The 13049-nt window shown below is 46.2% G+C and carries 12 protein-coding genes; 9 read left to right on the top strand and 3 right to left on the bottom strand.

All coding sequences use genetic code 11. From position 1 onward, the window contains the following. The first annotated feature begins 45 nt into the window (after positions 1 to 45). The 4 genes from guaB to recJ all read left to right on the top strand — a co-directional run bounded on the left by guaB (position 46) and on the right by recJ (position 5337). Positions 46 to 1512, top strand: coding sequence for an IMP dehydrogenase (guaB, locus tag Aso01_RS03780; RefSeq protein WP_004933934.1), 1467 nt, complete (start codon positions 46 to 48; stop codon positions 1510 to 1512). Positions 1513 to 1628: 116 nt separating this feature from the next. Next, entirely contained in the window at positions 1629 to 2963 is a 1335-nt protein-coding gene (gene glmM, locus Aso01_RS03775) for a phosphoglucosamine mutase (RefSeq protein WP_004933937.1), read from the top strand. 11 nt (positions 2964 to 2974) lie between these two features. Next, positions 2975 to 3631 carry a pyridoxamine 5'-phosphate oxidase gene (gene pdxH, locus Aso01_RS03770; RefSeq protein WP_004933945.1) on the top strand — a complete coding sequence of 219 codons (657 nt, stop codon included), beginning with the start codon at positions 2975 to 2977 and terminating at the stop codon, positions 3629 to 3631. Then, complete coding sequence (recJ, locus tag Aso01_RS03765) at positions 3631 to 5337, top strand: single-stranded-DNA-specific exonuclease RecJ (RefSeq protein WP_034440422.1); 1707 nt, start codon at positions 3631 to 3633, stop codon at positions 5335 to 5337. The genes pdxH and recJ overlap by 1 nt, the downstream gene beginning before the upstream one ends. A gap of 47 nt (positions 5338 to 5384) precedes the next feature. On the opposite strand, the gene Aso01_RS03760 is transcribed toward recJ, so the two are convergent. After that, positions 5385 to 6152: a putative porin gene (locus Aso01_RS03760; protein WP_004933950.1), complete on the bottom strand. Its 768-nt coding sequence runs from the start codon at positions 6150 to 6152 to the stop codon at positions 5385 to 5387. A gap of 446 nt (positions 6153 to 6598) precedes the next feature. On the opposite strand from Aso01_RS03760, the gene prfB reads away from it, so the two are divergent. The 5 genes from prfB to Aso01_RS03735 all read left to right on the top strand — a co-directional run bounded on the left by prfB (position 6599) and on the right by Aso01_RS03735 (position 11325). Then, a protein-coding gene (prfB, locus tag Aso01_RS03755; RefSeq protein WP_119690053.1) for a peptide chain release factor 2 occupies positions 6599 to 7694 on the top strand; the annotation gives its coding sequence in 2 pieces (ribosomal slippage) (positions 6599 to 6670 and positions 6672 to 7694; 1095 coding nt in all). A gap of 159 nt (positions 7695 to 7853) precedes the next feature. Then, the gene (locus Aso01_RS03750) at positions 7854 to 8153 is read left to right on the top strand and encodes an ArsR/SmtB family transcription factor (RefSeq protein WP_004933957.1); all 300 of its coding nucleotides are present in this window, start codon (positions 7854 to 7856) and stop codon (positions 8151 to 8153) included. A 22-nt stretch (positions 8154 to 8175) separates the two neighbouring features. Next, positions 8176 to 9246, top strand: a complete 1071-nt coding sequence (locus Aso01_RS03745; RefSeq protein WP_004933961.1) for an alkene reductase — start codon at positions 8176 to 8178, stop codon at positions 9244 to 9246. 91 nt (positions 9247 to 9337) lie between these two features. Continuing rightward, complete coding sequence (locus Aso01_RS03740) at positions 9338 to 10621, top strand: 3-deoxy-D-manno-octulosonic acid transferase (protein ID WP_039909777.1); 1284 nt, start codon at positions 9338 to 9340, stop codon at positions 10619 to 10621. Next, positions 10618 to 11325 carry a 16S rRNA (uracil(1498)-N(3))-methyltransferase gene (locus Aso01_RS03735; protein WP_004933967.1) on the top strand — a complete coding sequence of 236 codons (708 nt, stop codon included), beginning with the start codon at positions 10618 to 10620 and terminating at the stop codon, positions 11323 to 11325. The genes Aso01_RS03740 and Aso01_RS03735 overlap by 4 nt, the downstream gene beginning before the upstream one ends. Here the strand turns inward: Aso01_RS03735 and Aso01_RS03730 are convergent. Together Aso01_RS03730 and Aso01_RS03725 are read right to left on the bottom strand one after the other, a co-directional pair. Next, positions 11305 to 12255, bottom strand: a complete 951-nt coding sequence (locus Aso01_RS03730) for a mechanosensitive ion channel family protein (RefSeq protein WP_227264946.1) — start codon at positions 12253 to 12255, stop codon at positions 11305 to 11307. The two genes, Aso01_RS03735 and Aso01_RS03730, sit on opposite strands and share 21 nt — an antisense overlap. Positions 12256 to 12390: 135 nt before the next feature. Continuing rightward, positions 12391 to 12975: a DUF805 domain-containing protein gene (locus tag Aso01_RS03725; RefSeq protein WP_004933973.1), complete on the bottom strand. Its 585-nt coding sequence runs from the start codon at positions 12973 to 12975 to the stop codon at positions 12391 to 12393. Between the last annotated feature and the right edge of the window lie 74 nt (positions 12976 to 13049).

Genomic DNA, 13049 nt, shown 5'->3' with positions numbered 1-13049 from the left:
CAAATTTGTTTATAATAGCTCACGGAAATTACCAGTGAGATTGTTATGCTGACCATCGTTCAAGAAGCGTTAACCTTCGATGATGTCTTATTACTCCCTGCCTATTCTACAGTTCTCCCAAAAGATGTCTCCTTAAAGACACGTTTGACTCGCGGCATTCAACTAAATATTCCACTCGTTTCGGCTGCAATGGATACCGTGACTGAATCACGTATGGCCATTGCAATGGCGCAAAACGGTGGTATCGGTATTTTGCACAAAAACATGGACATTGCAGCTCAAGCAGCTGAAGTTCGTCGTGTCAAAAAATTCGAAGCCGGTATGGTCAAAGACCCGATTACTGTAACCCCTCAAACCACCGTACGTGAATTGATTGCGATTACGCAAGCCAATAACATTAGTGGTGTGCCTGTGGTACAGGACGGCAAGGTTGTGGGTATTGTGACCGGTCGAGATACACGTTTTGAAACCAATCTTGAGCAACCTGTTAGCAATATTATGACCCCTCAAGACCGTTTAGTGACGGTGAAAGAAGGTGCGTCAAAAGAAAGTATTCAAGCGTTACTTCAAAAGCATCGTATCGAAAAAGTCTTGGTTGTTGATGATCATCATGCCTTAAAAGGTCTGATCACCGTGACCGATTTTCGTAAAGCCGAGCTTTATCCAAACAGCTGTAAAGATGATTTAGGTCGTTTACGTGTTGGCGCAGCAGTCGGCACAGGTGCCGAAACCCCTGCACGTGTTGAAGCACTGGTCGATGCTGGTGCAGATGTGATTGTGGTCGATACCGCACACGGTCACTCAGCCGGTGTGATTGAGCGTGTACGTTGGGTGAAGCAGAACTATCCGCAAGTACAAGTGATTGGCGGCAACATCGCAACTGCAGATGCAGCCTTGGCATTGCTTGATGCGGGTGCAGATGCGGTCAAAGTTGGTATTGGTCCAGGTTCGATCTGTACCACGCGTATTGTTGCAGGTATTGGTGTACCTCAAATTTCTGCGATTGACAACGTGGCACGTGCCCTCAAAGGTGAAATTCCATTGATCGCAGACGGCGGTATTCGCTTCTCTGGTGATATGGCGAAAGCGATTGCGGCTGGTGCAAGCACCATTATGGTCGGTTCTTTGATGGCAGGTACCGAAGAGGCGCCAGGTGAAGTTGAATTGTTCCAAGGTCGCTATTACAAAGCGTATCGTGGTATGGGTTCATTGGGTGCGATGTCGGGTGTGAGTGGTTCATCAGACCGTTATTTCCAAGACGCGAAAGCGGGTGTGGAAAAGTTGGTGCCGGAAGGGATTGAAGGTCGTGTGCCTTACAAGGGACCAATGAGCGCGATTGTACATCAGATGATGGGTGGCCTACGTTCATCTATGGGTTATACAGGCTCTGCCGACATCGAAGCGATGCACCAAAATACCCAGTTTGTGAAAATCACAGCAGCAGGTATGCAAGAGTCACACGTTCACGATGTGACGATTACGAAGGAAGCACCGAACTACCGTATTGGTTAATTACCACTTACGGACCTCAGTGAAAAACGCCGTCAGTCCACTGACGGCGTTTTTGATTTGGTGTAAAGTAAACACATGGATGGTGGCGTCACCATAAAATGAAAAGTGAGTCAAAAATGAGTTATTTTGGAACCGATGGCATTCGTGGAAAATTCGGTGTAACGCCGATCACACCTGAATTTGCACTAAAGTTAGGGTTTGCCGCTGGAAAAGTATTAAAACGAACAAGTCCAATTCATAAACCCATTGTTGTTTTAGGTAAAGATACCCGTTTATCTGGCTATATTCTAGAATCTGCTTTACAGGCCGGTTTAAACGCCGCAGGTGTTTATGTCCACCTACTCGGGCCGTTACCGACGCCTGCTATTGCACATCTCACACGTGCCTTACATGCCGATGCCGGTATTGTGATTTCCGCATCGCATAATCCTTATTTCGATAACGGTATTAAATTCTTTTCAGGTGAAGGCAAAAAACTGCCTGATGATTTACAAGATGCGATCAATCAGGAGCTTGAGCATGAGCTTTTGATTGAAGATACCGCCAATTTAGGTAAAAGTGTCCGTGTGAAAGATGCCAATGGTCGCTATATCGAGTTTTGTAAATCTACCTTTCCCTATCATTTCGACTTACGCAGTCTGACCATTGTAGTGGATTGTGCCAATGGTGCTGCCTACAATGTCGGGCCATCGGTGTTTCGTGAACTCGGTGCAAAAGTGATTGCGCTGTATAACGATCCGACGGGCATGAACATCAATGAACATTGTGGTTCGACCCATCCAGAAAACCTGCAAAAGGCCGTGGTGCATTATAAAGCAGATTTAGGTATTGCCTTTGATGGCGATGCTGATCGCGTGATTTTAGTGGATAAATTCGGACAATTGGTCGATGGCGATCATATTCTGTATATTCTGGCGACCCAAGCTAGAAAGAAACCGGCAGGTATTGTCGGGACAGTTATGAGCAATATGGCGCTCGAGTTAGCACTGGCCAAAGCCGAAGTGCCGTTTGTACGTGCCAAAGTTGGTGACCGCTATGTGCTTCAGGCGCTTGAAGAAAATGAATGGGTGATTGGCGGTGAGCCATCTGGTCATATCTTGACACTCGACAAGAGCACCACGGGTGATGCCATTATTGCTGCCTTGCAAGTGTTGACTGTTATGGTTGAAAAAGGCAAAGCCTTGCATGAACTTGTGGCTGGTTTTGAGCTGTTCCCACAGGTATTGGTCAATGTACGTCTGGATCAAATGATCGATCCGTATGCTATTCCTGAACTGGCGCAGGAGTTTAATCAGGCCGAAGCACAACTTAAGGGACGTGGACGTTTACTGATTCGAAAATCAGGAACCGAACCTGTGATTCGTGTGATGGTGGAAGGCGATAACGAAGAAGAAGTGACGACCCTAGCGCATCGTTTAGCGGACTGCGTCCGTGAACATGCTGCTGCATAAGAGAGATTCACATGACAGATACCATTAAAGATCTGAGTGAGCTGCGTTTAAGCTATGAAAAAGGGCAGTTAGATGAGGGTCAAGTGGATCCAAATCCACATGGCCAGTTTTTACAGTGGTTTAACCATGCCTTGCAAGAGAATTTCCTCGAACCCTATGCCATGTCACTGGCGACGTGTAACCGTGCTGGTCGGCCGCACGTTCGAACGGTTTTACTCCGTGGTGCGACTGAACAGGGGTATGACTTTTATACCAACTACGATAGCCAAAAAGGGCTTGATTTGGCCGAATCAGCCTTTGCTGAATTACTGTTTTACTGGCCGAGTCTTGAGCGCCAGATCCGTGTCAGTGGCAGTGTGGTCAAGATTCCAGAGGCTGAGTCGACAGCGTATTATCATAAACGCCCACGCGATAGCCAGATTGCAGCACATTTAAGTACGCCGCAAAGCGGGGTGATTGCAAGCCGTGAATTGCTTGAACAGCGCTTTAAGGCATTTCATGAGCAGGTGCAAGATCAGGCCGAGATTGAAAAGCCAGCCTTCTGGGGCGGTTATCGGGTACAGCCAGATCACTATGAGTTCTGGCAGGGTCGACGTAATCGGATGCACGATCGAATCAGCTATGACAAGCATGATGATCAATGGATCATGCAACGATTAATGCCTTAATGAACTTCGTTCAGATCAAGCAGCGCCCTTTACTCACGCCGCCAGAATCTTTTCAGGCGGTGCCTGAATTTCTTGCACAGATTTTGGCGCGACGCGGTGTGCAGTCCGAACAGGAACTGGATTTAAAACTACGGCATTTGCTCAAGCCAGAACTCAAAGATTTGGCTACTGCAACAGCGTTAATCGATGCAGCGATTGATCGGCATGAGCATATCGTGATTGTGGGCGATTACGATGCAGACGGTGCGACCAGCACGGCATTGATGTGTTTGGTGCTTAAAGCGTTGGGCGCCCATGTCGATTATATCGTACCGGATCGTTTTAAATACGGTTATGGGCTGACGCCTGCAATTGCAGATCTGGCCGAAACCACTTTCGCACCAGATTTACTGATTACTGTAGACAACGGAATATCCAGTCATGCTGGAGTAGCGCGCGCGCAGGCATTAGGCATGCAGGTGATTATTACCGATCATCACCTCACCACCAAACAGCCACCCGATGCCGAAGCAGTGGTCAACCCCAATCAGCTTGAGTGTACCTTTCCAAGTAAAGCCTTGGCCGGTGTGGGCGTGGCGTTTTATTTACTTGCACATTTGTGTACTTTACGTCAGCAACAACAAAAATCGAGCTGCAAAATCAGTCAATATCTGGATTTGGTGGCGCTGGGTACGTATGCCGATGTTGCGACGCTAGATTACAACAACCGGATTTTGGTCGATGCAGGACTCAAGCGCATTCAGCAACAGCAGTGTCGGCCGGGTATTTTAGCCTTGCTCGAGATTGCCAAGCGTGACGCTGCAACGCTTAAAGCACAGGATTTAGGTTTTGTGCTTGGGCCTCGTATCAATGCTGCTGGTCGGATGGACAGCATGAATATTGGAATTGAATGCCTGATGGCGCCAGATTTCAAAACGGCTTATCCAATTGCAGAGCAACTTAATCGGCTAAATCTAGAGCGCCGTCAAGTCGAAACTGAAATGAAGCAGCAGGCACTGGGCTATCTGGAAACACTTCAACTCAATGAAACACAAATTCCACCAGCGCTGGTGTTGTTCGAAGAGAGTTGGCATCAAGGCGTGATTGGTATTGTTGCAGGGCGTTTAAAAGAGCAGTTTCATCGACCAACCATTGTGTTTGCACCCGATACCGATGGCGAGCACATCAAGGGCTCTGCACGTTCCATCGATGGTATTCACATTCGCGATACCATTGAGCAGGTGGCTGAGCAATATCCGCATTTGGTCAGTCATTTTGGTGGACATGCGGCGGCGGCGGGTTTAACGCTGAAAAAACAGTATTTCGATGAGTTTAAACGTATTTTTACCCAGTATGTTGCTCAGATGGATGAATCTTTACTGGACGCGGTCCTCTGGACAGATGGCGTTTTACCGATGTCTGCACACCAGCTCGATACTTTAAACTGGATTGAGCGTTTAGGCCCATGGGGACAAAAATTTCCTTACCCACAGTTTGAAGGCCGCTTTCAGGTGCTCGATTATCGCTGGCTCAAAGAACTTCATTTAAAGCTAAAGCTCTCGCTGGATCAGTACGGAACCGTAGATGCGATTGCCTTTAATGCGGCACATCAATTCGAATTTGATCCGAGTATACCGTTTGTCAATTTGGTCTATGAGTTAGATCGAAATGAATTTAACGGCAGTGTGAATTTGCAGCTTCGTATCCTACATTTAGATCAGACATAAAAAAACTGCTCCGAGGAGCAGTTTTTTTATACGTCTAAACCGATTGCTTAGAAGCGATACGCTGCACGAACGCCATAGGTATTGTAGTTGTCGCCAAAACCAACACGACCTTCTACACTCACTTGCTGACTTAAGAATTTCTTAGCATTGATGCCCCATTCATCTTTGTCTAGTGTGTCATCATTATAATAATCTACACCTACACTAAGTGTTTTATCGAGGTAGTAGTCGCCGCGTACGCTAAATTCGTCAAGATCACCAAAGCCGCCGTAGGCTTCAAGGTTTACGTCATGTTGACCAACTTGAGTGACATACTTGGCACGAATCGTTGGGTCTGCACCATCGTTTCCGCCTTTGACATCATAACCTTTAACACCCAATGCCACTAACAAACCAGGTGCTGGCAAATAACCCACTTCAGCGCCATATGTTGTTTTCTTACGTTCAGCATTAATATTGTCGTATTCAAGTTCTTGACGTGCCACATTACCACTTACGTAAAAATCGGTATTTGGGACGTAGTATTCGGCGCCTACACCGTATTGGGTATCTTTGGTGCCGCTGTTGTCGCCGTATTTAACTTGTGCGCTTACATTACTTGCGCGGTCTAAAAACGCAGCCTCAGCCAATGGAGAATTACGTGTTTGAACAGGATTAAAATAGTAGGTGCCATCTACACCAAATTTAGTCACGCTGCTGCTGTTGTCTGGGTCTAGGTAATCAAGTGATCCGCCTACCTCAGCTTGGTATGCATGCGCAGTGCCAACCAACGCGAGTGAAGATAAGAGTGCCGATGCCAGTGTTAACTTTTTCATGGAAAATCTCCCCTCCAAAAAATAATAATTAATGTTTTGTTACAACTTTCAGTCTAGTGAAAAATTTGAGTGCGTCAATTAGGCCAACGTAACCGAACGGTAATAATGTGGAATTCGTGTAATTAAGTATTTTTAAGTTTTTGATATTAAATAATAAATATGAAATGTTTTGTTTTATTAAAAGCTAGAGGGTTTTGTGAAGTTATCACGAATATGCACAATTAATCATCAATATTGTGACCAATTGTATTTAAAACGCACCAGTTTAGACCTCCATAATTAAGATTGGATTAATGTTGTAAAAACAAATTCATAACGCTTTATAGGGATTAGATTTCAAACAAATCGAGGTTTTTTTATAGGACTAAAACGCAGTTTCTCTCTCTCGAAGCGGGCTGTGTTAAACTAGACAGCGAAATAAATGAATGTAATGTGGGAATTGTGGCGTGGAAATTAATCCGTATTTGAACCAATTAAAAGATTTAACCGAACGTAGTCAAACACTACGGGGGTATCTTTGACTACGATCTAAAAAAAGAACGTCTAGAAGAAGTTTTACGCGAGCTTGAAGATCCGGCGATCTGGAACGACCAAAGCCGTGCTCAAGCCATGGCCAAAGAAAAAGGTGAGCTTGAAAACGTTCTGAACGTTTTAGATGGTCTTGCCAATCAGCTCGACGATGCTAAAGCAATGCTGGATCTTGCCGTTGAAGCCGATGACGAAAGTCTGCTCGAAGATGTTGATGCAGAGCTTGTGGCGGCAGAAGAGGCGCTGGCCAAGCTCGAATTTCGCCGGATGTTTAGCAATCCGATGGACCCGAACCCATGTTATGTCGAGATTCAGGCAGGTTCGGGTGGTACCGAGGCACAAGACTGGGCTTCCATGTTACTGCGTATGTACATGCGCTGGATCGAGCGTCATGGCTTTAAAGCTGAATTGATGGAAGAATCAGATGGTGATGTAGCGGGCATTAAGTCGGCCACCATTCGAGTCGAAGGCGAGTACGCATATGGCTGGTTACGTACCGAGTCTGGTGTACATCGTCTGGTGCGTAAGTCGCCATTTGACAGTGGCAACCGTCGTCATACCTCGTTTAGTGCTGTATTCGTTTCACCTGAAATTGATGACAATATTGAAATTGAAATCAATCCGGCCGATGTACGTACCGATACATACCGTGCATCGGGTGCCGGTGGACAGCACATTAACAAAACCGATTCTGCCGTGCGTTTGACTCACGCGCCGACAGGGATTGTGGTGGCTTGTCAGAACCAGCGTTCTCAGCATGCGAACCGTGACCATGCATGGAAACAGTTACGTGCAAAATTGTACGAACTTGAAATGCAAAAACGTAATGAAGCTGCGCAAGCCCTTGAAGACTCGAAGTCTGATATCGGCTGGGGTAGCCAGATTCGCTCCTATGTACTGGATGACTCACGTATTAAAGACTTGCGTACTGGTGTCGAAAATTCAAATACAGGTGCTGTACTCGACGGCGATCTGGATAAATTTATCGAAGCCAGTTTGAAACAAGGCTTGTAATTGTAAACATCCGCAAAGCGTGTTTACCTGTGCTTACAATATATCTATGAAAATCGATATTAATATTTATAAAAATAGATATTAATATCGTAATTATACGATACAATGTAAAGTATGGTGTTGAACAACGCTTTGCGCCCTAATCTTTGAGCTTTGCTTATGGATACCGATGTAATTTTTAAAGCCCTCGCCAATCCGACTCGTCGTCAGATTTTGGAATGGCTCAAGCATCCAACAAAATACTGGGCCGCAGAAGAATGCGGCAATTTTGAGCGGGGTGTTTGTGCCGGGCAAATTGAGCGATTAGGCAATGTGTCACAATCGACCATGTCTAATCATTTGTCTGTTTTACAACAGGCAGGTCTCATTACGGTAGAGAAATATGGCCAGTGGTCTTATTTTTCGCGCAACGAAGCGTTGATTCAGCAATATCTCGATCATTTAAAAGAAACGCTTTAATCGAGCGTAAGCTGAGGTTGTGATGGCTGAACTAAGTTCTCCGTTAAAAGTTGGTGATTTTGAATTAAAAAACCGTTTGGTGATGGCGCCGCTGACTCGCTCGCGCAGTGGGGAAAGCCGAGTGCCAAATGCGTTGATGAAAGAGTATTATCAGCAGCGTGCCAATGCAGGTCTGATCTTGACGGAAGCCACGGTGATTTCTCCTAAAGCCGTCGGTTATGAAGATACACCAGGACTTTGGACAGAAGAACAAGCACATGCTTGGCAACCCATTATTCAGGCGGTTCATGCACAAGGCGCCAAAATCGTGGCGCAGCTTTGGCATGTGGGCCGGATCTCAGATCCTCAGTTGCTTGATGGTGATCTCCCGGTTGCACCGAGCGCGATTCAGCCAGAAGGACATGTCAGCCTATTGCGTCCGAAACGTCCTTATGTGACACCGCGCGCATTATCGCTCGAAGAAATTGACGAGATTGTTCAACAGTACCGACATGCGGCTGAAATGGCCAAACTGGCTGGTTTTGACGGCGTAGAATTACATGCTGCCAATGGTTATTTAGTCGATCAATTCTTGCAATCGCAAACCAATCAGCGTGATGATCAATACGGTGGTTCACTCGAAAATCGTGCACGTTTATTGTTGCAGATTGTCGATGAATTCATTGCAGTTTGGGGTGCTGGACGTGTTGGTGTACATATTGCCCCTCGCGGTGATTCGCACGATATGGGCGATGCCAACCTACTTGAAACCTTCGGTTATGTTATGCGTCAGCTCAGTGAGCGAGAAATTGCCTTTGTATTTTCGCGTGAATATGAAGCCGCAGACAGTATCGGGCCTGAATTGCGTAAACAATTTAGTGGTGTATGGATTGCCAATGAAAGCCTAACGCCAGATTCTGCGCGTCGTATATTGGCCAATGGCGATGCCGATGCCGTATCTTTTGGTAAAGCGTATATCGCGAATCCTGATTTGTACACGCGACTAATCAACCATGCACCGCTGAATGATGTCAATCCAGAAACTTTGTATGCCAAAGGTGCAGAAGGTTATACCGACTATCCTACGCTACGTGAATCGACGCTTGACGCCTAAATTTGCGTGAGTTAATCAGAGCGCCATACATTAACAAATGTATGGCGCTCTGCTATATTCTGCCCATCGAATATGTATTGAGACAGATGTATTGGCGACTCCATTGTGGTACAACGCGGCCTTGGTTTTACTCAAACCTTTGTATCGTTGGCGAATCCGTAAACGTGCCCAGAGTGACGCAGCATACCAGCAAGAATGTTGTGAACGTTTTGGTCCATTTCAGCCTCCTCAACATCGTCATGCCATCTGGTTTCATGCAGTCTCAGTCGGTGAGACCAATGCAGCACAGCCACTCATCGAACATTATCTTCAAGCGGGTCATCCGGTGTTGGTCACCAATACCACCAAAACGGGTCAAGCACGTGCCAAGACGCTTTTTTTAAAACCGCCCTATCCGGATCGTTTTCAAGCAGTTTATCTACCAGTCGATCAGGTGCATTTACTGCGTGAATTTTTTGCGCGTTATCAGCCTAAAATACTAATCTTGGTCGAAACTGAGCTGTGGCCCAATTTGATTGATCAGGCCGCACAACATGGAGTCGCCCGAGTCTTAATCAATGCGCGCCTGTCGGAAAAATCCGCACGGGGTTATGCCCGTGTGGCGGGTCTTACCCGAGGGATGTTGAACAATCTGAGCGCATTATTGGCGCAAGACCAGAATACTCAGCAGCGTTATATTGCGTTGGGCCTAGCCGCAGATAAATCCCAAGTGGTGGGAAATATCAAATTTGATATTCATGCACCCGAAGCGGTAGGATTGCAAGCGGCATCTCTAGTGCAGCAGTGGCAACTCGGCGCACGTAAAATAATGGTGCTTGCCAGTACTCATGCACCCGAAGAACAGCAGCTTTTGACTGCCCTTAAAACGCATCTAAATCATGATCCTGCGCTACTTTGTATTGTAGTGCCACGCCATCCCGAACGTTTTGATGAGGTTTTTCGTGTGAGTCAGGATCTGGGCTTAAATACCTCACGACGCAGTCTTGCCGAATCTATCATGCCCGAGACGCAGGTTTATCTGGCCGATAGTATGGGAGAGTTGTGGTTGTGGTATGCACTGGCACAGGTTGCTTTTGTTGGGGGATCACTCAATACGCCCGGCGGTGGTCATAATATTTTAGAACCTATGGCACTGGATTGTCCGGTGGTGATTGGGCCACGTTATTTCAATTTTCAAACCATTGTAGATGAGTTTGTTGAGGCAGCAGCGATTGATGTTGCTCCAGATGCGCTTCAGGCAGTCGAGTATTTACTCAGCTATGCCAACGCATCTGCGCAAGCCGTGGCACGTGCTCAACATGCGCAAACCATTTTAGCCCGTAATCAGGGAGCGCTGGATCGCCATATTGCGCTGCTCGATGGATATATCACATGAATCTGGTCTTGATTCCACCACAAGAAAATCTCTCTGGGCCATGGCAAATTCATGAACCGCGTCAGGTCATGCATTTGCGCGAGCAACTGAACCTGCAAGTGGGAGATACGCTCAAAGTTGGGATACTGGGGCAGGCACGCTACCTCACCCGAGTGATGACAATTACAGCGCAATCTATTGAGGTAATGCCGCTACAGCAAGAAGCGTGTCCTAAAAAACTTCCAGTCACGCTTATTGTGGCACTGCCACGCCCCAAAGTGCTGCGCCGTTTAATCATGGACAGTGTGACACTTGGTGTTGAGCGAATTTGCCTGATTCACAGCTATCGGGTGGATAAGAGTTACTGGCAAACGCCATTTTTACAGCAGCTTGATGATTATGTACAACTGGGGCTAGAACAGGCCGGCGATACAATTGCTCCAGAAATCCAGCTCTACAAACGCTTCAAACCGTTTGTAGAAGATATTTTACCGGGCATGATTCAACCAGAACGTCCAGCCTACGTGGCGCATCCGTATAGCGCACAAACCATGCCTATCAACATTTCACACGGCTGTTCACTCATTATTGGCCCCGAGGGTGGCTTTATTCCATATGAAGTCGAACTGATGCAAAAAAACGGCTGCCAGACGTATCAGTTAGGCAGCCGTATTTTGCGAACCGAAACCGCAGTATCTTACGTGTTAGGTCGACTGTTTAGCTGAGTCGGTAGGCGCTGAGGCAGTATGTGGCAATGCTGCGGTCGACTCTTTATGTACTTTTACTTCTTGTACCGGGTAAGGAATATTAATACCTTCCTGATTAAAAGCACGTTTCACCTCAGTCTGAATCTCACTCACTGAAGCCGAAATATTGGTTTCAGTGGTATCAATCCACCAACGCACCGTGAGGTTGACCGAAAAATCGGCCAGCGCTGTCACATTCACACTAAATGCAGGCTGGCTGAGGACATTACGATTATTGTCCAAAATATTCAAAATAATGCTTTTGGCTTGTTGTTCATCGTCGTCATAACCGATGCCGACCACAAACTCACAGCGACGGCGCTGATAGGCGGTATTCACGGTAATGGCACTGGTATACACCGTGGCATTTGGAATCACAATGCGGCGCCCATCGTAGGAACGAATAAAGGTTGCGCGAATCTGGATATCTTCAACTGTACCTTCCATTCCGTTGACAACAATGTCATCGCCAATACGAAACGGTTCACCCAGTAAAATCAGTACGCCAGATAACAGGTTTTGGAAAATATCTTTGAATGCAAAACCAATTGCCACCGAACCGATACCGAGTGCGCTCATGAGCTGGCCTGGTGTGAATCCTGGAATCGCAATCACCAGTGCAATCAGAAAGCCGATAAACAAGATGAGGACAGATCCAACACGATTCAGAACCAAGACCAAATTTTGACGGGTATAACTACGATTGGTCAGGGTTTTATCAACGAATAGTTTAAAGACTTTGGTCAACAACCAGAAAACTAAAAATACGACAAGCGCGATACATAAATAAGGAATACGCTCCCAAAAACTATCTACAATTTTATCAATTGCAGTGTAAGTTTCATGGTATTTCTCGGTATGCTGTAGAACGGATTGAGTGGTTTTTTGCCCCGCTTGTTGCAATAGCATCGCTGTATCTGATGCGACCTGATCTAGTTTATTTTCTTCAGACACTCGAATTCCTGATGTGATAAAAGTTAAGAGAAAAGTAATGCGAAAGTGTAGTATGAACTGTATATTCGCTCAACCTTTCACATATTTTGTTTAGAAATAACCAGTGTGTGACTGAAGCATTAAATGCTGTAAATCGATATTGCCAGTACTCATCATAAAGTGCATGGCTTGTCCAAAAACCAAAATGCTCATCACAAACATCAACATGACCAACCATCCCATCAGCTTTTCTAAAAAATGAGAAGGTCGGGGTGGACCATAATCATTTACCCCAGATGAACCTGGCGCGATCAGTAAATACAGCAATAGAATCCATTGAATCACGGGCACTAAAAACAGCAGGCTCCACCAGCCAGAATGATTGGTGTCGTGTAAGCGTCGAATGATGAGGAGCAGATGAAGATAGATAAATAACAACGTGCCAGCGAGCAGCAACCACCCCGAGCCATCGAGCCATAATGCAAACCCATGATCGTACAGTGTTCCGAAATCAAGACGAATTACACCCAAGCCGAAGTGAAGCAATAACAGCAATGCAATGGGTAACAAATTAAAGAAACCATACCAGCCCAAGTAGCTTAAACGATTAAAGCGCCCTCGAGTCGAGAAGGGGTGATCGTTACGGCGCGCAGGGTGTGATGACCAGTCGGAATGATCGGTTGAGGTAGAATGCATATCACCCTCCTGTTGAAGTGCTGCCTGAAACGTCAAGATAGATGCGGATACAGGCAATCGTATGAATGTCTTCA

This window comes from Acinetobacter soli, assembly GCF_000760595.1.
Taxonomy (GTDB): domain Bacteria; phylum Pseudomonadota; class Gammaproteobacteria; order Pseudomonadales; family Moraxellaceae; genus Acinetobacter; species Acinetobacter soli.
Note: the sequence above shows the minus strand (reverse complement) of the source record. Positions and strands in the feature narration are given on the sequence as shown.